Below are 19,124 nucleotides of genomic sequence, written 5' to 3'. Positions count from 1 at the left end.
TCTCCTTTGATATGGCTCAGCGAGCCGTCTTGCGTTCATGGATTTCAAGGAAGGCGCAGCCTCTGGCTGCGATCGATCCATCATCGAGGGCATTCAATTCGATGCCGAGATCGGCAATGCTGGTCTTGGCCAGTTCGGCCCGGTAGACCCGTTCTGCCCGGAGCATCGCCGCGCTGATATTGCATGGCTTGGCAAAGAAGCGATCGGAGACAGGGTTCGGCCCGCGCTGGCGGATTTCGGCGCAGCGGAACGCCGGCGCCGGTCCTTCGACCGCGAGCAGGATATCGAGCAGCGAAATCTCTTCCGCCGCCTTTGCCAGCCGGTATCCGCCTTTCGGCCCCGGCACGGTATCGAGGATGCCGGCGCCAGACAGCGTCTGCAGATGTTTCAACAGATAGCTCGTCGACACACCGTGGAATTCCGCCAGGGCTGCGGCCGACAGCACGCCGCCCTCGGAAAGGCCAGAAAGCATCGCAACGCTGTGAATGGCCTGCTCGACGCCATCGCTCATCTTCATCGAGGCAATCTCCTAATCGTGGATAAAAGATATCCATGATTATATCGGCTGTCAAGAGCAGACCTTACGGCTGGCGGCTTGCCTTTCTCCCGACGGCGGATAGAAACGGGAAAAACGACAGGGGAAGATCATGGCAGCCAACGCCTTCACAGGCCTTCTGAACTCCAGCGCCGACCGCCACTCGCTGTTCGACGACGCCCAGGGCATCGTCGCCGGCAGCATGCTCGCCGTGCTCGGTGTCTCGCTGCTCTCCGGCGCCGGGCTGCTTGCCGGCGGCACGGCCGGTCTCGCCTTCCTCGCCCATTACGCGACCGGCTTCAGCTTCGGCCTCTGCTTCTTTGCCGTGAACCTGCCCTTTTATTATCTCGCCTTCCGCCGCATGGGGCCTGCCTTCACCATCAAGACCTTCGCCGCCATCGCGCTGACTTCGGTCCTGTCGGAATTCGTCCCTGGCTTTATCGGTATCGGGCATGTCAATCCGATCGCCGGTGCGCTCTTCGGCGGCCTCGTCATCGGCGCCGGCATGCTGGCGCTCTTCCGCCACCGCGCCAGCCTCGGCGGCATCGGCATTCTCGCCCTCTATATCCAGGATCGGCTCGGCTGGCGCGCCGGCCTCGTCCAGCTCGGCTTCGACTGCGTCATCCTGGCACTCTCCTTCCTGGTCGCCAGCCCCTCGATCATCGCCTGCTCCGTGCTCGGCGCGGTCGTGTTCAACCTCACGCTTGCCATCAACCATCGCAAGGACCGCTATATCGCCGTATGAGGCGATGGACGCTCTTCTTTTTCCTTCCTATTTCACTACCTTCAGGGCGTGGACCAGATCGATTCCGAAGCCCGCGCTTTGCTGCCTGCCGCCTTTACCCGCTGGTTTGCGGAAAAGGGCTGGCGGCCGCGCGCGCATCAGCTGGAGCTGCTGTCCCGCGCCGAGGCCGGTGAAAGCACGCTGCTGATTGCGCCCACCGGCGCCGGCAAGACGCTTGCCGGTTTTCTGCCGTCGCTGACCGATCTTACCCGCCGCGGCAAAATTCCGCCCGGCTCCGCCTTCACCGGCATTCACACGCTCTATGTCTCGCCGCTGAAGGCGCTGGCAATCGACATCGAGCGCAACCTGATGAAGCCGGTGGCGGAAATGGGCCTGCCGGTCACCGTCGAAAACCGCACCGGCGATACGCCGAACGCCAAGCGCCAGCGCCAGAAGCTCAATCCGCCGGATATTCTGCTGACGACGCCCGAACAAGTCGCCCTGCTTCTCGCCAACCGCGAGGCCGAGCGCTTCTTCAGGGATCTGAAATATGTCGTGCTCGACGAGCTGCATTCGCTCGTCACCTCCAAGCGCGGTCATATGCTGTCGCTCGGCCTTGCGCGTCTGCGACGTCTTGCCCCCGGCCTCCAGACGATCGGCCTGTCGGCGACTGTCGCCGAACCGATGGATCTGCAGAAATGGCTGGTCGCCCAACAAGAGGGCAGCGGGCAGGAGAGCAGGGAACACCATGCCGGTCTCGTCGTCGTCGAAGGCGGCGCCAAGCCGGATATCTCGATCCTGTCGACCGAAGAGCGCATTCCCTGGGCCGGCCATTCCGCCAAATATGCCATTCCCGATGTCTACCGGCAGCTCCTCGACCACCAGACGACGCTGCTCTTCGTCAATACCCGCAGCCAGGCGGAAATGCTGTTCCAGGAACTCTGGACGATCAATGACGACAACCTGCCGATCGCCCTCCATCACGGTTCGCTCGATGTCGCCCAGCGCCGCAAGGTCGAGGCGGCGATGGCCGAAAACCGGCTGCGCGCCGTCGTGGCCACCTCGACGCTCGATCTCGGCATCGACTGGGGCGATGTCGATCTGGTCATCCATGTCGGCGCGCCGAAGGGCGCCTCGCGCCTTGCCCAGCGCATCGGCCGCGCCAATCACCGCATGGACGAGCCGTCGAAGGCGATCCTCGTACCGGCCAACCGTTTCGAGGTGATGGAGTGTCAGGCAGCGCTCGACGCCAATTATATCGGCGCCCAGGACACGCCGCCCGTCGGCCGCGGCGCGCTCGACGTGCTCGCCCAGCACGTGCTCGGCATGGCCTGCGCCGAACCCTTCGACATGCTGGATCTCTACGACGAAATCGTCAGCGCCTCGCCCTATGCCGATCTCAGCTGGGAGACCTTCGAGCGCATCGTCGATTTCGTCGCGACCGGCGGTTATGCGCTCCGCACCTATGAGCGTTATGCCCGCATCCGCAAGACCAAGGAGGGCCGCTGGCGTGTCTCCAATCCGGCCGTCGCCCAGCAATATCGCCTCAATCTCGGCACCATCGTCGAAAGCCCGATGCTGAACATCCGCATGGTCAAGCGCGGCGAGGGCGGCCGGATCGGCCGCGGCGGCGCCACGCTGGGAAAGGTCGAGGAATATTTCCTCGAGCAATTGTCGCCGGGCGATACTTTCGTCTTCTCCGGCAAGGTGCTGCGTTTCGAGGGCATTCGCGAAAACGAATGCCTGGCCTCGCAGGCCTTTTCGCTCGATCCGAAAATCCCCTCCTACAACGGCGGCAAGTTTCCGCTGTCGACCTATCTCGCCGAGCAGGTGCGGGCGATGATTGCCGATCCTGACCGCTGGCGCCATCTGCCGGATCAGGTGCGCGATTGGCTGTCCTTGCAGGACGACAAGTCGATGCTGCCGAAGCGCGACGAGTTCCTGATCGAAACCTTTCCGCGCGGCAGCCGCGGCTATATGGTTGCCTATCCCTTCGAGGGCCGTCTCGCCCATCAGACGCTCGGCATGCTGCTGACCCGCCGGCTAGAGCGGGCCGGCGCCAAGCCACTCGGCTTCGTCGCCACCGATTATTCGCTGGCCGTCTGGGGTCTCGAGGATATGGGGCTGATGATCGGCAATGGCCGGCTCAGCCTTTCCGACCTCTTCGACGAGGACATGCTCGGTGACGATCTCGAAGCCTGGCTCGACGAATCCTTCCTGCTGAAGCGCACCTTCCGCAATTGCGCCGTGATTGCAGGCTTGATCGAGCGCCGTCATCCGGGCAAGGAAAAGAGCGGCCGGCAGATCACCGTCTCGGCCGATCTGATCTATGATGTGCTGCGCAGCCACGAGCCGGATCACATCCTTTTGCAGGCGACGCGGCAGGATGCGGCGACGGGACTTTTGGATATTGGCCGCCTTGGCGATATGCTGAAGCGAATCAGGGGCCACATCACCCATCGCCCGCTCGACCATATTTCTCCGCTTGCCGTGCCGGTGATGCTGGAGATCGGACGCGAGGCGGTGCCGGGCGAGGCCCATGACGCGCTCTTGGCCGAGGCGGCCGACGATCTGATCGCCGAGGCGCTCGCCTGAGGAGACTGGGCCCGAAGAGATTGGGCCCGAAGAGATTGGGCCTGACGAGAATTGGAAACGACGATAGTGATGAACCGCCTGGCGCTGGCGCGCGACATATCCGGATTGGCTGCGATCCCCGGCATCGAGACATCGGTCCATGGCATTGCCGCTGTCTGCGATCCGCTCGGCGCCCTCTATCTGCCGGACGCCGGCCTGCTCGTCGTCTCCGACCTGCATCTGGAGAAAGGTGCCGCCTTCGCCCGCCGCGGCATGATGCTGCCGCCCTATGATACGCTGGCGACGCTGACCGTGCTTGCCGCCCTCATTTCCCGTTATGATCCGAAGCTCGTCGTTTCGCTCGGCGACAATTTTCACGATCGCATCGGCTCCAAACATCTGCCGGAGAATTTTCGGGCGCTGATCGTCGCCATGGCCCGCGGCCGCGAATGGATCTGGGTCAACGGCAACCACGATCCCGACGGCGTCGTCGATCTGCCCGGCACCTCCGTCGACGAAATGCACTATGCCGGCCTGACTTTTCGCCATGAGCCGAGGAACGGCTTGCAGAGCGGCGAAATCGCCGGCCACCTGCACCCGTCGGCAACGGTGCGCCGCCGCGACAGATCCATCCGCCGTCCCTGCTTCGCCACCGACGGCGCCCGCCTCCTGATGCCCGCCTTCGGCGTCATGAGCGGCGGCCTCGATCTCGGCCATCAGGCGATGAAAGGCCTGTTCGACAAGGGGTCACTGATCGCACATCTGCTGGGGCGAGATCGGATTTATTCGGTCAGGTACGGGAATTTGCGGGGGTAGCGATCTCCCCACCTGCGGGGGGATACCCGGCAGGGCAGAGGGAGGCGCCACACGGCACGCCCCAATATCGCTAATCACACCCCTGCAACTGCTGCTGATAGGTCCCAGCCATCCGCGCGAACTTCTGCGCGGTCTGCTGCAATTGCCCGTTCGAGCGCCAGTCGCCGCGTTTGTATCCGGTCGGGCCGGAGTAATAGGCGAGATAGAGATTATAAGCATCGTTCAGCGGAATGCCGGTCTCGGCGCTGTTCTGGGCGTGGTACCAGCCGATGAAATCGATCGCGTCGGCGAAGTTCGCCCGCCGCGCCGTCCAGTTCCCGGTCTGCGACTGATAATGGTCCCACGTTCCGTCGAGCGCCTGCGAATAGCCGTAGGCGGTCGAAGGCCGCGTCCAGGGAATGAAGCCGAACAGTTTGGTGCGGGGCGGCCGCGCGTAGGGCTGGAAGCCGGATTCGGTATACATCGTCGCCATCAGGATCGGCACCGGCACGCCGTATTTCTTCTCCGTCCGCTCGGCCGCACTCTGCCAGCTGGAGAAAAGTCCGTCGCGCTCGTCGAAGACGGCGCAGATGTTCCGCGTCTGCTTCGGCGCCGTCGCGCAGCCGGCGAGCAGCGCGAGACCCACAGCGGTCAGAACGATACGAGTACGCATAACAAAATCTCTCGTTTCCGAGAGATTACTAACTCGTAAATGTTAAAAACCGGTTTTTAGTCGAATACGAAGTTTTCTGAAGGGCTGCCTGTGCCGTCCAGGGATGGATGCCGTCGCGCAGCCAGAGGACGCTATCGCGCCAGAAACCCTCGCAATGACGTGAATGGAACAGGCCGAAATGGCCGATCGCCTCGAAGCCGAGATCGGCGGGACGCAACAGCACTTCGTCGATCTCGGCATTGCAGTAATAGGCAAGCGTGCGACGGATCGCCGGCACGGTTCCGAGCTCGTCGTCCGACATGGCGACGGCCAGGATAGGTGCGGTCACCGCAGCAAAACGCGCGAGCACCTCGTCCCGCTCCGCGGCCGGGTGGCTCATTTCCATGCGCGCCCGGCGAAAGCTCCATTCATGGGCGACGCCGGCCGGCAGATCCTCGAGCCAGCCGAGGCGTTTGCCGGGAAAATAGCCGAAGAGCGCCGTCAGCGCCGGCATGGCGACGTGCCATTTCATCAGCAGCCGCATTCGGCGCGCCGGCGCATAATCGCGCCAATAGGCGTATTGGGCGCCCATCGTCAGAATGCGGTCGATCCGGCCGGCATATTTCGAGAGGCCGGGCAGAAAACCGCCGATGCTGTGGCCGACGATGCAAAGCGGCTGGTCCGCCCGTCCGTCCATAAACCGCAGCGCCGCGTCGAAATCCTTTTCGCCCCACTCCCGCCACCGATAACCGCAGCCGCGGAGCCGCGCCGGCCTCGAAAGCCCAATGCCGCGGTAGTCATAGGTCAGAACGTCGAAACCATGAGCGGCGAGAAACTGGGCGTAACGGTGATAATAACGTGCAAGCACGCCGGTCGCGGGATTGATGATGACGCTGGCGTGAGCTTTCGCCCCGCCCGAGGTCCAAAGGTGGCCGCGGAGCATCACGCCATCGCTGCATCGGATCTCCACCGGTGTATCCACCGCCGGCCGTTCATCTTGTTCTTGCGCAAGCGACAGGTCAGCGCCTTCTGCCATGCTCCGTCTCCCCAATCTTCGGGGATGATGATAGAGGCGCCATTTCCGCAGGAAAAGCCGAATGCGGCCCCAGATTGGGCCGCCGGCGTCATCAGATAGTCTAAGACGCTACGCTTTCACCGGCTCGTAGCGCAGGATCACCGCACCGCCTTGCGTCGTCGAGGATTCGATGAGCTTCAGCGGCACCTGGCCCTCGGCAGGCTTGAAGAGCGGGTTGCCGCCGCCGAGGATGACGGGCACCACGCAGACCCTGATTTCATCGATAAGACCCGCTTTCAGCAGGCTATCGGCGAGCTCGGCACTGCCGAAGATGAAGATCGTTTTGCCGTCTTCCTGCTTCAGCCGCGTCAGTTCCGGGATCGGATCGCTGACGACGCGGGCATTGTTCCAGCCGGGCTCGGTCATCGTCCGCGACACGGCGATTTTGGCGATGCCGTTCATATAGGCTTTGATTGTGTCTTCGCTTTCGGCGGTCGGCCAGTAGGAGGCCATGCCCTCATAGGACTTGCGGCCGAAGACCAGGAGATCGCCTTCCTCGCCGAATTGCTCGGCATAGTGCTGCAGCTCCGGCCCCCAGGCGAGATTGTGGAAGTCGATATCCCAAGGCTTGGTGCCTTCGAAATAGCCGTCGAGGGTCATCAGGTTCCAGACGATAATCTTTCTCATGTCCATCCTCCTTGTGGATTGCATTCACCGCAACAAACCGATTGCGAATAGCAACTGGTTCAAGCTAGAGCGACTGATAGCAAAATGCAAGCGGTTTTCACGGGAAGGCAAGATGAGCCGCATCCGTGTCGCGTGCCATTCCGGGAGGAGATTTTCATGAATGCCGCGCCGGCGGCGGAGATCAGTCCTTGCGGAAGATCAGGCTGGCGCCCCAGCCGGTGATGACGGCGAGCAGCACGGCAGCGCAGCCGTAGAGGATCGGCTGACCATGCGCGGCGTCGGTGATCGTCTGCTCGATACCGGTCTTGATGACGCGCAGCGGAAGCGATTCCTCGGTAATCAGAGTCCCGCTCTTGAAGAGATAGGCGCGCACGGTGTGGACGCCGTTCGGAATGTTTGCCGGCAGCCGCAGGCTCGCCTTGAAGAGGTTGGAGGAAACGAAACGCACGCCGCTCGGGTTGCGGTCGTAGAATCCGCCGCCCTGCTGCAGCCGCCGGAAGGCATCGCGGAATTCGCCGAGATTGCTGCCGTCGCCGACGAAGCCGACCGGTGTCAGCGGAATATGGTCGATGCCGATCCCCTGGTCGGTCAGTTCGAGTGGCGTCGTCAGGTCGTCGATCATCCGCGAACTCGACATCGAATAGGAGTGCGGTACGGATTCGAAGGTCATCGAGCGCGTATTCACCCAGATGCCGAAGACGCGCTCCTTCTTGCGCACCGTCGCATCCTGACGCGGGCCCTCCAGGACCACGACCACGTCATATTGGCCGATGGCGAGCAGCAGCTGGTCGGTATTCGACAGCGCCCCGAAGATGGTCAGATCGGCGCCGTGGAAATCCGAGGTGATGGCGATTTCGCTGGTCGACGTGCCGATCTCAAGTCCTTCACGCACTGCTTCGGTTGACTGCCCCGGCAGCCATTGCGCTCCGGCCGCCGCCGGCAGCAGACAAAGCAATGTGAGGACGGCGGCAAGCAGGCGCATCAGTTGTGGGCTCCGATCACCACCGAATAGATGTCGGCCGGCGTCACCACCAAGGCGATCGCCAGACGCAGGCCGACGGCAAGCACCAGCAAGCCGAGCAGGGCGCGCAGCTGCTCGCCGCGCAGCTTCTGGCCGACGCGCACGCCGTATTGCGCCCCGATGACGCCCGCCACCATCAGGATGAAGGCGAGCACGATATCGACGGAAAAGTTCGTCGCCGCCTGGACGATCGTCGTATAGGCGGTCACGAAGATGATCTGGAACAGCGACGTGCCGACGACGACATTGGTCGGGATGCGCAGCAGATAGATCATCGCCGGCACCATGATGAAGCCGCCGCCGACGCCCATGATCGAGGTGAGGATGCCGATCGCAAAACCGAGCGCGACGATCGGAATGACGCTGAGAAAGATCTTCGATTTCTTGAAGCGCACCTTCAGCGGCAGTCTGTGCACCCAGTGCTGATGGCCGGGTTTGCGCGGCGCCGGCGGCTCGTTGCGCGCCGCCCGCCGCATGGCATTGATGCTTTCGAGCAGCATCAGCCCGCCGACCGTGCCGAGGAAGATGACATACATCAGCGAGATGATCAGATCGAGCTGACCGATGGCGCGCAGCAACGAGAAGATCCAGATGCCGACCGTGGCCCCGGTGAGGCCGCCGATCAAAAGCACCGTGCCGAGCTTGACGTCGAGCGTGCCGCGCCGGAAATGGGTGATCGCGCCGGAGATCGACGAGGCCACGACCTGGTTGGCGCCGGTGGCGACGGCAACCACGGGGGGGATATTGTAGAAGATCAGCAGCGGCGTGATCAGAAAGCCGCCGCCGACGCCAAACATTCCAGACAGGAATCCGACGGCCGCCCCCATGCCGAGAATGATGAAGATGTTCACCGACAATTCTGCGATGGGCAGATAGATTGTCACAGCCGACCCCGAATGATGACCGCTCCTGCCGGGCGGTTTCTGTCACGTCCCCGTTCGAATGCGCACCATACTGTGAAATCGTTGCCAGAGGCTTTCGATCGGCCCTTGGATCGAGCGATGGAGATCGGTGGCAGAAGATTCGCCGGATGCGCGGATGGATATGTCCCGCATAATCCGGCTTTTTTCAGGTTTTGTGACAGTCGGCGGCAAAATTGGAAAAAGCCTTGCGGCATAGTGCCGCCAGGCTTTTTCTAAAGCAATTTCAGCAGAAGGGCCGTGCGGTTTGCGCCCGGTTTGGCGCAATCACGATAGAAGTCATTTCCGCGCCCGAGGGAATGGAAATGCTCTAGATCGCTTTGGCTCCCTGCTTGTTGCGTTCGAGCAGCGCCTTGACGGTTGCGTCGGTCACCTTGCCGTCCGGCTCTTGGCCGATCGACTTCTGGAAGTTCTTGATCGCGGTCACCGTCTTGGCGCCCATTTCGCCATCCGGCGTCCCGGCGTCGAAGCCGTTATTGTTGAGGATCGCCTGGATGTTGCGGACCGCCTTCTTCATGTCGACGCTCGCCGTCTTCAGGCCGGTTCCCGCCCATTCGTCCGGAATGTCGATGGTATTGCTGCGGTGGTCGAGCGGCTCCGGCTTCCAGAGATCGGCCTTGGCGCGGGCACGTTCGAGCTGGTCGGGCTTCATGGCGTTGGCCACTTCGTCGCGCTTCTGCGCCGCATCCTTGTCGCCGGCCTTGGCGGCAATCGCAAACCATTTGTAGGATTCTTCGAGATCCGCCGGGACGCCGTTACCCCTCGCGCAGAGGATCGCCAAGTTGAACTGGCTGTCGGTGATGCCGAGGTTGGCAGCCTTGGTGAACCAGGAGGCGGCCGTCGCATAATCCTGCTGGCCAAGAGCGCCAGAGGCGTAGAGCACGGCGAGATTGTGCATGGCGCTGGCATTGCCCTGGTTTGCCGCCTGTTCGTAGAAGCCCTTGGCCTTGGCGATGTCGCGTTCGACGCCGTTGCCCTTCTCGTACATGCTGCCGAGCCGGTATTGCGCCGGTGCAAAACCCTTGTCGGCTGAAAGCTGGTACCAGCCTGCGGCTTGCTTCTGATCGACGGTGATGCCGTTGCGGCCGTCCGAATAACGCGCGCCGATCTCAAACAGCGCCAGCGCATCGCCGCCCTGCGCCGCATCGGCAAGCGATTTCGGCTGGATGGTGTCGGGAATGGCGATGGCGGCCTGGGGCGCGCTGGCCGCCGGCGTATTTGCGACGAAGCCCGATGTCTCCTGCGCAGCACCCGATGGCGCGCCGGGTGCAAAGGTCGCGGCCCCTTCGCCGTCGAGCGGCGTCGCGTCGGTCAGATGATCTCCGGCAACCGGTGGGGTTGCCCCGGGTTGTGCCTGCTCGGCGGCGGGTGGGGTCGCCTCCGCTGTGGGAGCGGCCGTTTCTGCGGCATTGCTGTCCGACTGGGCCGGCGTCGCTTCAGGCAAGGCCGGCTGCGGGTTCTCAGTCGCGCCGGTCAGGGCCGAGACCTCGGCCGGCGGCTGCGGTGCGCTCTCGCCGCTAGTCAGCGTTCTCGCAAGCGGAAAGGCCATGATCGCGAGCAGCACGGCGCCGACTGCCAGCAGGATCGGCCGGCGGTAACGCGAAAAGGCGCTGGTCTTGCCTGCCTTATCCGTCTTCTCGGAAATCTTGCCGGCCTTGTCGGCAGCCTTCTTCTCGCCCCTGACGGCTGCCTGTTTCGGATTGGCGTCCACCTCCATCGCGGCCGCCTGAGCGGCGCGACGGGCAGCGGCGATATAATCGGCGCGATCAGTTTCGGCGGCAGGTTTGCCACGTGCCGCACTCTGGCTGGCGCGAACCCGCTCGAGGATCTTCTTGACGTCCGGTGCGCCCGAGCCCGGCTCGAGCAGTTCGTTTGATGCATCCGACGGCATCACGTCGGCGGGATCGATCGACGGCGCGGGGTCGATCATCGGGCGTTCGGCTGCCCGGTTTTCGGCCTTCTTGCCGGGCCGCAGCCGCTTGCCGAGGCTGGCGAGCAGGCTGGCCTTTGCCGGTGCCTGTGCCAGCGCGGGGGTGGCAGCCTCCGGCGTCCTGGTGGCGGCTTCGATGGCGATCGCGCTCGTTCCGCTCATGGCGGTTGCCTGTGCCGGGGGGGCAGGTTCGGGGGCGACCTCGGCGGTGCGGATGACGGGTGAGGCGTTCGCCGTCGCGACAGCGGCCGGCGCCTTGTTCATCTCGGCCTCGGCCACCATCAGCGCATAGGGATCGACATCGAAGTCGACCTCGGCCAACGGCATCTGGGCGGCCGGCCGCCCGCGCTCTTCCATGCCATCGAGGCGATCGGCGATATGCACCAGCGTCTCGTGCAGCGCCTTGAAGGTCTTGTGCGTGCGTTCCTCGCTGTCGCGGCTGATATCCTCGAGATGGCGCAGGTCTTCGGCGAGCGCCGTCAGCGCCGACATGTCGGCGGCGGGCACGCCGCCCTGGGCGGCGCCATTGCGCGAATAGGCCTCGACGACGGCCTCAGCCGCCTGGCGCGCTGCCTCGATGATATATTCGTCGCTGGTCGCCATATAATCTTCGATCGCGCCCATCCGCCGGTCGAGATCGGCGGGGATCGCAGCGCTTTCGCGCGGCTCGCTCATCAGCGCCGAAAGATTGGCGATCTGGTCTTCGAGGTTCTTCAGCGCGTGCGGATCGGTCGGAGCTGCCGCCGTGCTCTCTTCCAGCCGGGCGGCGATGTCGCTCAGCCGTCCTTCCAAACGCTGGAAGGCGCCGTCGTCGACCGCCGCCACGGGCGCCGGCTGCTGATAGGCCATCTCGTCGATGCGTCGGGCGAGATGATCGAGCCGCTGCGCCAGCACGTCGTTGACGGCGCCGTTTTCGAGCGCGTCGATCTTGCGGGAAATGTCGGAAAGCGGTCCGGTGAGATCGGGCTGCGGCGCGGCCTTCTGGGTGTGCTCCAGCAGATAGGACAGATGTTCCAGCCGTTCGTCGAGTCGCGACGTCGCTTCCGCCTTGGTCAGCTCCTCGACGCGGGATGTTAGGGCCTCGAGCCGCAGCGCCAGCTCGTCATCAGGCGTTGCGCGATTGGCCGCATCATGACTCATCAGGTCGATCTGGTCGGCCAGCGCCGAAAGCCGGCCCTCCAGCCGCTGCATCAGCCCCGGATCGTTGGCGGCGGCCGCGCGTCCGCTGGCCGCGATCGCCCGGCTGATCTCGTCGAGCCGCATGTCCATGGCGGCGAACTGTTCGGACATCACCCGGTCGTGCGGCTGGATCATGCTGCCGAACTGTTCCATCGCAGTGGCGATGGCGATGAGCTTGTCCTCAAGCGCCCTGACCGCCGGGCTTTCGCCCATGCCGCCGATATGGCGCTTGATGTCGTCGAGCCGATAGGCGAGCGAAACCAGTTCTTCCTGCAGCCCCTCGGTATCGAGGGCGGCAAGCCGGCTTTCGAAGCCGTCCCACCGATTTTCCATATGGCGCAGCGAATCCTCGCGCGCCAGCCCGTCCATCAGCGAGCGCAGTTCCTCGAAATCCTCGCGAAGGCCGGCGGCCTCCGGGGCGCTCGAACGGCCGGTCAGCTGGGTGATGCTCTGGGCAAGGCGGCCCATATCGGCGCGCATGTCGTCGGCGAAGCGGCCGTCTCCGGCATTCGTCTTGATCTCGCGAAGTTCGGCGCGCAGCGCGTTCATCTCGCGGGTGACGCCTTCGGAAATGTCGCGCTTCAGGTCCTGGCGCAGGTTGACGAGCGCCTGGGCGATCTCCGTCATCGTGTCGTCGCCGGGGCGGAAGGCGGGTGCCGCCTGCGGTGAGGCGCGCGGCGCAGGGTCGCGCAATTGCGGGGCCGGCTCGCGTCCGTAGGGCCGCTCACGGCCGGCTTCGAGCGCGCGCTGGCGCTGGCGGATTTCGGCGAGCGGATCCGGCCGCGGCTCGATCGGCGCCCTTGCCGGGCGCGGAGGGTTGGAGCCGGCATAGGGATCGCGCTCGGCCGTTGCCGTGCGCGGCCGCTGTTCGCGCCCGCTGCCCATCAGCCCTTCAATGCGCGCCTCCAGCCCCTCGATCGTGCGGTTCAGCGCATCGAGCGAGGTCCTGTCGGACTGTCGGGAAGGATTTGATCGCGATCCGTTCATCTTCTTGCTCGCTTCGACTGCTCGACCCCTCGTCAGAGCTCGATCCGTGGCTTTTCCGTCTGTGGCCAGCGTCTTCACGCGGACCGGAGCATCTTTCATCAGAAGTTAGTCAATTAGACTTTCCTCAAGCTGAACGATGTAGCGGCATCCCTGGGAAACGCGAGACTGGGAAAAGGAATGCGGATTGCTGTTGCTCAATCCGCACCTTTCACGAAACGTGGTAAACAAGCCGTTAATGTCGCTGAGAATTTTTTAACGTTTGGGCTCAAAACGCCGTTTTTGGCGGCAATTGCCGGCCAATTGGTCGGATCGAACGGCGGTGCGCGTTCAGGCCGGCCGCTTATATTGCAGCTCGATCTTCACGCCCTCGGGGCCGTAAACGAAGACCTGGCCGAGATCGGTGTCGGGGATATCGTAATATTCGTAGCGATAGCCGCTCGACTTGATGCGCTCCAGCGCCGGGGCGAATTCGTAAAGGCTGAAGGCGACATGGTTGAAGATGCCGGGTGGAAAATCACCGCTGCGCGATGTCAGGCTGAGATGGATGACCGGGCGGTCGTCGAGATAGAGCCAGTGGCCGGGCGAGGGGAAAGGCGGCCGGTAGCCTTCCTCGACGCCGAGCACGGTCTTGAAGAAGCCGATCATGCGAGGCGCATCGCGGGTATCGATCGTGACATGGTCCAGGCGCGGCATCGGTTCCTCCCTGCCAGCTCTTTCGACGAAACATAGTCTGTTCGTAACCGCCGCGAAAGCGGCCTCTTCTGCGCCGCCGGCAGCTCAGAAATTCTCCGTCCATGGCCGGACTTCCACTTCCAGCGACCAAGCACTGCGGTGCTGGCGAAGCACGTCGATATAGGTCTGGGCGATCGCGTCCGGCAGCAGCGTGCCGTCTGGTTTCTCCACCCGGTCCGGCCGGATTTCGGAACGCACGCCGCCGTCGATGACGAAATGGGCGACATGGATGCCCATCGGCCCGAGCTCGCGGGCGGCACTCTGGGCAAGGCCGCGCAGCGCGAACTTGCCCATAGCGAAGGGAGCCGATTGCGCAAAGCCTTTCACGCTTGCCGAAGCGCCGGTGAAGAAGATCGCGCCGCGGCCGCGCGGTATCATGTGCTGCGCCGCCTGTTGCGCCACCAGAAAGCCGCCGAAGGCGGTGGTCGCGATCGCCTTTTCCACTTCGGCGGGGTCGAGTTCGGCAAGCGGGCCGCGCACCCGGGCGCCGGCATTGAAGATCACGACCTCTGGCCCGCCGATGGTGGCGGCAGCCTCTTCGAACAGCGCCGCGACGCTGGCAGGCTTCGACACATCGGCGCTGAATGCGCTGGCGCCTGTTTCCTCCAAGAGCGCCTGGAGCTTTTCGATGTTGCGGGCGGCAAGCCCGACCTTGACTCCGAGCGCCGACAATTGCCGGGCGAGCGATGCGCTGATGCCGGAACCCGCCCCGACGATGAGGGCGCTGGCATAGGGAAAGTCGGACATGAGTATCTTCCTGCGTGGATCGTCCGAAAGAGGTAGGAAGTGCCGATGGCTCGTGCCAGCGCCCTGGCGGGAATTTCAGTGCGGCCCTACCGCATCGATCGAATAGGCGCTGATGCGCGAGAGGTGATTGAAGGAAAGGCCGGTCTCCTCCGCCCATGCATTGAAGGCCTGCTGGATCAGCGGCTGGTCCTTCTTCGCTGTGCCGGAGGCAGACAGCGGCACGCCCGCCGATCGCAGGCAGGCGAGTACGTCCATCGTGGCGACGAAGCTGTCGCGGCCGATGCCGCGCAGGAAATATTGCCCGGTCATGCCGCCGAGCCGGCTGCCGCGTTTGCTCAGCAGGTCGAGAAGGCCGATCTGGTCCTCTCGCGGCCAGTCGGCGAAAAAGGCGCCGGCGCTGCCATATTCCTTCGCCAGCTCCCTCACGAAAGCGGCATTGGCGCGCACCGCCATGATCTTCGCGCCGTTGCGGATGATCCGTTCGTCCGAGGTCAGCTCATGCCAGTAATCGTCCGGCGCAATATTGAGCATTGCCGGATCGAAACCGTAAAACGCCGCTTCGAAGCCCGGCCACTTCGCATCGATCACCTTCTGGACGAAGCCGCTGTAGAAGATACGTCGGGTCATGTCGGCGAGGATGCGGTCGTCGGGCATGGTGCGCAGCCGGTCGTGATCCGGCCGATGTTTCTCCAGCATTGCCTGCAGCGCTGCCGCGCCGCCTTTCCGTTGCTCCGCACGCTGCCTTATCGCATCGAAACTGATCATCTGAAGCATTCCCTATCTGCGGTTTAAAGAGCCTTGCCGCTTATACGTCGTTCCGCAATGGACAAGGAAGGGGAGACGACGTCTCGTCAGCAGTTGCGGATTCGCGCCCGTAATTTTTTTCGCGAAAGGCAGCCAACGTGGCGATTTTGACGTTTACGCAAACGTCAATATTTTGTAAGACAGTCCGCGAGGCCGGCGCGACCGGCAGTCGAATGGGAGGAATTTGACAGATGCCAGTCTACAAGGCCCCGGTGAACGATACGCTCTTCGTCCTGAACGACGTGCTGGGCCTCGAACGCTACAACAATCTGCCGGGTTTCGCCGACGCCACGCCCGATATGATCGAAGCGATCCTCGGCGAGGCGGCCAAGGTGGCCGAAGAAGTTCTCTTTCCCGTGAATTATTCCGGCGATCAGGAAGGCTGCACGCGCCACGACGATGCCAGCGTCTCGACGCCGAAAGGCTTCCAGGAGGCTTACAAAGCCTATCGCGATGGCGGCTGGATCGGCCTTGCGGTGCCGGAGGAATTCGGCGGGCAGGGGCTTCCCTATACGCTGCATACCGCCGTCGGCGAATATACCTCCGCCGCCAACATGTCGTTGATGATGTATCCGGGCCTGACGCAGGGCGCGATCGCCGCGATCCTCGTCCACGGTTCGGCCGAGCAGAAAACCACCTATCTGCCGAAGATGGTGGACGGCGCCTGGACCGGCACGATGAACTTGACCGAGCCGCATTGCGGCACCGATCTCGGCATGCTGCGCACCAAGGCAGTGCCGCAGGCCGACGGCAGCTACAAGATCTCCGGCCAGAAGATCTTCATCTCCGCCGGTGAGCATGACCTTGCCGACAACATCGTCCACCTGGTGCTTGCCCGCATCGAGGGCGCGCCGGAGGGTACCAAGGGCATCTCGCTCTTCATCGTACCGAAATTCCTCGTCGGCAAGGACGGTGCGCTTGGCGCCCGCAACGCGGTCACCTGCGGTGCGATCGAGCACAAGATGGGCATCCACGCCAACGCCACCTGCGTCATGAATTACGACGAGGCGACCGGCTTCCTGATCGGCGCCGAAAACCGCGGCCTCAACGCCATGTTCGTGATGATGAACGAGGCCCGTCTGATGGTCGGCCTGCAGGGTATCGCCATTTCCGAGATCGCCTATCAGAATGCCGCCAACTACGCCCGCGACCGCATCCAGGGTCGCTCGCTGTCCGGTCCCAAGGCGCCGGACAGGAAGGCCGATCCGATCATCGTCCATCCCGATATCCGCCGGACGCTGATGACCATCCGCGCCTTCAACGAGGCCGGCCGCGCCTTCCTGCTCTGGACGGCGCTCAAATCCGATATCGCCCACCGCGCCACCGACGACAAGGAGCGCCAGACGGCCGACGATATTCTCGGCCTCGTCACCCCCATCCTCAAGGGCGTGATGACCGACAAGGGCTTCGATAACGCCGTCATGGCCCAGCAGGTCTTCGGCGGTCACGGCTATATCGAAGAACACGGCATGAGCCAGTATGTGCGCGATGCCCGCATCGCCATGATCTATGAAGGCGCCAACGGCATTCAGGCGCTCGACCTCGTCGGCCGCAAGCTCGCCCTGAACGGCGGCCGCGCCGCCATGGCCCTTTTCAAGGAGATCGGTGATTTCTGCGAGGAGAACCGCGGCGACGAAAAGCTCTCCTTCTTCACCAAGCATCTGAAGAAGGGCTTGAACGACGTCCAGGCCGCGACCATGTGGTTCATGCAGAACGCCATGGCCAAGCCCGACAACGCCGGCGCCGGCTCGACCGACTATATGCATCTCTTCGGCCTCGTCGTTCTCGGCTATATGTGGGCAAAGATGGCGAAAGCCGCCGATGACGGCCTTGCATCCGGCGATGCGAGCCGCGAAGATTTCCTGAAGAACAAGCTGGTGACCGCCCGCTTCTTCATGGAGCGCATCATGCCGGAAACCGCGCTGCGCAAGACCCGCATCGAAGCCGGCGCCGACACGATGATGGACCTGGCCGCGGAAGCCTTCTAATTGAGGTTCCCCCTTCTCCCTAGCGGGGAGAAGGGGGCCCGAAGGGTCGGATGAGGGGGCCGCAGGCGCGGCTTTCGTTTGGCTCCGGCCTTGCCGGAGCCCCCTCATCGCCTCGCTTTGCCCAGGGTCGAGCCACTGGTTTCGACCCGTCCTTCGCACCCCCGCTGGGGAGAAGCGAAAACACGAAATTTACCGGCGCCCGCCGCGCCGCCAGGGAGACGAGACAATGACCGAGGTTTTCATTTACGATCACGTCCGCACGCCGCGCGGCCGCGGCAAGAAGGACGGCGCCCTGCATGAGGTGCCCTCCGTCCGCCTTGCGGCCAAGACGCTGGAGGCAATCCGCGACCGCAACGGGCTCGACACCACGACGGTCGACGACATCATCATGGGCTGCGTCGATCCGGTGATGGATGCCGGCGCGGTCATCCCCAAGGCCGCCGCTTTCGAGGCCGGTTATTCCACCAGGGCGCCCGGCATGCAGATCTCCCGTTTCTGCGCCTCCGGCCTCGATGCCGTCAATTTCGGCGCCGGCAAGATCGCTCAAGGCGCCGACGACATCGTCATCGCGGGCGGCGTCGAAAGCATGTCCCGCGTCGGCCTCGGCATGTCCGGCGGCGCCTGGTTCATGGATCCCTCGGTGAATTTCCCGGCCTATTTCATGCCGCAGGGCGTCTCGGCCGATCTCATCGCCACCAAATACGGTTTCAGCAGAACCGATGTCGACGCCTATGCCGTCGAGAGCCAGAAGCGCGCCGGACATGCCTGGGCGCAGGGTTGGTTCGACAAGTCGGTCGTCCCGGTCAAGGATCAGAACGGCCTGACGATCCTGGATAAGGATGAACATATGCGCCCGGGCACCGATATGCAGGCGCTGGCTTCGCTCAATCCGTCCTTCCAGATGCCGGGCGAGATGGGCGGCTTCGAAGCCGTCGGCATCCAGGCGCATCCCGAGATCGAGCGCATCAACTATGTCCACCATGCCGGCAATTCCTCCGGCATCGTTGACGGCGCCGGCGTCGTCCTGCTCGGCTCGAAGGCCGGCGGCGAAAGCATGGGGCTGAAGCCCCGCGCCCGCATCAAGGCCTTCGCCAATATCGGCTCCGATCCGGCTTTGATGCTGACCGGCCCGGTCGATGTCACCGAGAAGCTGTTGACGCGGACCGGCATGCGCCTTGCCGATATCGACCTCTTCGAGCTGAACGAGGCCTTCGCCGCCGTGGTGCTGCGATACATGCAGGCTTTCGACATCGATCACGACAGGATCAACGTCAATGGCGGCGCCATCGCCATGGGCCATCCGCTCGGCGCCACCGGCGCGATGATCCTCGGCACGGTGCTGGACGAACTTGAACGCCGCGACCTCAACACCGCGCTGGTGACGCTCTGCATCGGCGCCGGCATGGGCACGGCAACGGTTATCGAAAGGGTCTGAGGATGGGCTTCAACACCGGCACGATCGAAACCGAATATGCGGAGGTCACCGAGCACTGGTCGCCCCGCGTCATCGCCGATCTCAACGGCCAGAGCGTCAAGCTCGCCAAGGTCCAGGGCCAGCTGACCTGGCATTCCCACCGCGACGAGGACGAGCTTTTCCTCATCTGGAAGGGGTCGCTGACCATCGAATATCGCGACCGCCCGCATGTGCATCTGAGCGCCGGTGATTTTCATGTCGTGCCGAGAGGTGTCGAGCATAATCCGGTTGCGCCAGAGGAATGCTGGATCGTGCTTTTCGAGCCGTCGCAGACCAAGCACACCGGCGATGTCGTCACCGAAAAGACGAAGACCTTACACGCGCAGCGCAGCCATTTGCCGGCTTGATCGGGGAGGAAAC

At 63.6% G+C, this 19,124-nt stretch carries 16 protein-coding genes; 6 read left to right on the top strand and 10 right to left on the bottom strand.

All coding sequences use genetic code 11. The features are described 5' to 3' along the window. Positions 1-16 precede the first annotated feature (16 nt). The gene (locus FHX03_RS04560; protein WP_183852728.1) at positions 17-517 is read right to left on the bottom strand and encodes an RrF2 family transcriptional regulator; all 501 of its coding nucleotides are present in this window, start codon (positions 515-517) and stop codon (positions 17-19) included. 130 nt (positions 518-647) lie between these two features. Between FHX03_RS04560 and FHX03_RS04555 the strand changes: the two genes are divergently transcribed. The 3 genes from FHX03_RS04555 (at position 648) to pdeM (ending at position 4,649) form a co-directional block, all read left to right on the top strand. Beyond that, a complete protein-coding gene (locus FHX03_RS04555) occupies positions 648-1,280 on the top strand; it encodes a YitT family protein (RefSeq protein ID WP_183779284.1) in 633 nt (210 codons plus the stop codon). A gap of 48 nt (positions 1,281-1,328) precedes the next feature. Further along, positions 1,329-3,854: a ligase-associated DNA damage response DEXH box helicase gene (locus tag FHX03_RS04550; protein ID WP_097624787.1), complete on the top strand. Its 2,526-nt coding sequence runs from the start codon at positions 1,329-1,331 to the stop codon at positions 3,852-3,854. Between the two features lie 69 nt (positions 3,855-3,923). Then, positions 3,924-4,649, top strand: coding sequence for a ligase-associated DNA damage response endonuclease PdeM (pdeM, locus tag FHX03_RS04545; RefSeq protein ID WP_097624788.1), 726 nt, complete (start codon positions 3,924-3,926; stop codon positions 4,647-4,649). 70 nt (positions 4,650-4,719) lie between these two features. Here the strand turns inward: pdeM and FHX03_RS04540 are convergent, their stop codons facing one another. The 9 genes from FHX03_RS04540 to FHX03_RS04500 form a co-directional block, all read right to left on the bottom strand. Beyond that, positions 4,720-5,301, bottom strand: coding sequence for a transglycosylase SLT domain-containing protein (locus FHX03_RS04540; protein ID WP_003588729.1), 582 nt, complete (start codon positions 5,299-5,301; stop codon positions 4,720-4,722). A gap of 28 nt (positions 5,302-5,329) precedes the next feature. Next, positions 5,330-6,316, bottom strand: a complete 987-nt coding sequence (locus FHX03_RS04535) for an alpha/beta fold hydrolase (protein WP_097624789.1) — start codon at positions 6,314-6,316, stop codon at positions 5,330-5,332. Between the two features lie 108 nt (positions 6,317-6,424). After that, positions 6,425-6,982, bottom strand: coding sequence for a dihydrofolate reductase family protein (locus FHX03_RS04530; protein ID WP_183852727.1), 558 nt, complete (start codon positions 6,980-6,982; stop codon positions 6,425-6,427). Positions 6,983-7,163: 181 nt separating this feature from the next. After that, positions 7,164-7,964: a TIGR02186 family protein gene (locus FHX03_RS04525; RefSeq protein WP_097624791.1), complete on the bottom strand. Its 801-nt coding sequence runs from the start codon at positions 7,962-7,964 to the stop codon at positions 7,164-7,166. Next, a complete protein-coding gene (locus FHX03_RS04520) occupies positions 7,964-8,887 on the bottom strand; it encodes a sulfite exporter TauE/SafE family protein (protein ID WP_054183786.1) in 924 nt (307 codons plus the stop codon). The genes FHX03_RS04525 and FHX03_RS04520 overlap by 1 nt, the downstream gene beginning before the upstream one ends. Positions 8,888-9,233: 346 nt before the next feature. Further along, entirely contained in the window at positions 9,234-13,019 is a 3,786-nt protein-coding gene (locus tag FHX03_RS04515) for a peptidoglycan-binding protein (protein WP_183852726.1), read from the bottom strand. A 327-nt stretch (positions 13,020-13,346) separates the two neighbouring features. Continuing rightward, positions 13,347-13,712 (bottom strand): VOC family protein, encoded by a 366-nt coding sequence (locus FHX03_RS04510; protein WP_097624792.1) that lies wholly within the window; start codon positions 13,710-13,712, stop codon positions 13,347-13,349. An 84-nt stretch (positions 13,713-13,796) separates the two neighbouring features. Continuing rightward, the gene (locus FHX03_RS04505; RefSeq protein WP_183852725.1) at positions 13,797-14,498 is read right to left on the bottom strand and encodes an SDR family NAD(P)-dependent oxidoreductase; all 702 of its coding nucleotides are present in this window, start codon (positions 14,496-14,498) and stop codon (positions 13,797-13,799) included. Between the two features lie 75 nt (positions 14,499-14,573). Then, positions 14,574-15,263, bottom strand: a complete 690-nt coding sequence (locus FHX03_RS04500; protein WP_183852724.1) for a DNA-3-methyladenine glycosylase I — start codon at positions 15,261-15,263, stop codon at positions 14,574-14,576. A 230-nt stretch (positions 15,264-15,493) separates the two neighbouring features. Between FHX03_RS04500 and FHX03_RS04495 the strand changes: the two genes are divergently transcribed. The 3 genes from FHX03_RS04495 to FHX03_RS04485 all read left to right on the top strand — a co-directional run bounded on the left by FHX03_RS04495 (position 15,494) and on the right by FHX03_RS04485 (position 19,111). Then, entirely contained in the window at positions 15,494-17,290 is a 1,797-nt protein-coding gene (locus tag FHX03_RS04495) for an acyl-CoA dehydrogenase C-terminal domain-containing protein (RefSeq protein WP_183852723.1), read from the top strand. Between the two features lie 226 nt (positions 17,291-17,516). Further along, on the top strand, positions 17,517-18,725 hold the full coding sequence (locus FHX03_RS04490) for an acetyl-CoA C-acetyltransferase (protein WP_183852721.1): 1,209 nt from the start codon (positions 17,517-17,519) through the stop codon (positions 18,723-18,725). A gap of 2 nt (positions 18,726-18,727) precedes the next feature. Further along, complete coding sequence (locus FHX03_RS04485) at positions 18,728-19,111, top strand: cupin domain-containing protein (RefSeq protein WP_183852719.1); 384 nt, start codon at positions 18,728-18,730, stop codon at positions 19,109-19,111. The last annotated feature ends 13 nt before the right edge of the window (positions 19,112-19,124 follow it).

It is taken from the genome of Rhizobium sp. BK456 (genome assembly GCF_014194045.1).
In the GTDB taxonomy this organism is placed as follows: domain Bacteria; phylum Pseudomonadota; class Alphaproteobacteria; order Rhizobiales; family Rhizobiaceae; genus Rhizobium; species Rhizobium redzepovicii.
This window is presented reverse-complemented; position numbering and strand designations above follow the sequence as displayed.

What these genes read in the sequence shown, in the direction of transcription:
- FHX03_RS04540 (WP_003588729.1), bottom strand. Translation starts at nt 5,301, where the DNA reads ATGCGTACTCGTATCGTTCTGACCGCTGTGGGTCTCGCGCTGCTCGCC.
- FHX03_RS04490 (WP_183852721.1), top strand. Translation starts at nt 17,517, where the DNA reads ATGACCGAGGTTTTCATTTACGATCACGTCCGCACGCCGCGCGGCCGC.
- FHX03_RS04495 (WP_183852723.1), top strand. Translation starts at nt 15,494, where the DNA reads ATGCCAGTCTACAAGGCCCCGGTGAACGATACGCTCTTCGTCCTGAAC.
- FHX03_RS04555 (WP_183779284.1), top strand. Translation starts at nt 648, where the DNA reads ATGGCAGCCAACGCCTTCACAGGCCTTCTGAACTCCAGCGCCGACCGC.
- FHX03_RS04530 (WP_183852727.1), bottom strand. Translation starts at nt 6,982, where the DNA reads ATGAGAAAGATTATCGTCTGGAACCTGATGACCCTCGACGGCTATTTC.
- FHX03_RS04515 (WP_183852726.1), bottom strand. Translation starts at nt 13,019, where the DNA reads ATGAACGGATCGCGATCAAATCCTTCCCGACAGTCCGACAGGACCTCG.
- FHX03_RS04485 (WP_183852719.1), top strand. Translation starts at nt 18,728, where the DNA reads ATGGGCTTCAACACCGGCACGATCGAAACCGAATATGCGGAGGTCACC.
- pdeM (WP_097624788.1), top strand. Translation starts at nt 3,924, where the DNA reads ATGAACCGCCTGGCGCTGGCGCGCGACATATCCGGATTGGCTGCGATC.
- FHX03_RS04505 (WP_183852725.1), bottom strand. Translation starts at nt 14,498, where the DNA reads ATGTCCGACTTTCCCTATGCCAGCGCCCTCATCGTCGGGGCGGGTTCC.
- FHX03_RS04525 (WP_097624791.1), bottom strand. Translation starts at nt 7,964, where the DNA reads ATGCGCCTGCTTGCCGCCGTCCTCACATTGCTTTGTCTGCTGCCGGCG.
- FHX03_RS04560 (WP_183852728.1), bottom strand. Translation starts at nt 517, where the DNA reads ATGAAGATGAGCGATGGCGTCGAGCAGGCCATTCACAGCGTTGCGATG.
- FHX03_RS04500 (WP_183852724.1), bottom strand. Translation starts at nt 15,263, where the DNA reads ATGATCAGTTTCGATGCGATAAGGCAGCGTGCGGAGCAACGGAAAGGC.
- FHX03_RS04510 (WP_097624792.1), bottom strand. Translation starts at nt 13,712, where the DNA reads ATGCCGCGCCTGGACCATGTCACGATCGATACCCGCGATGCGCCTCGC.
- FHX03_RS04535 (WP_097624789.1), bottom strand. Translation starts at nt 6,316, where the DNA reads ATGGCAGAAGGCGCTGACCTGTCGCTTGCGCAAGAACAAGATGAACGG.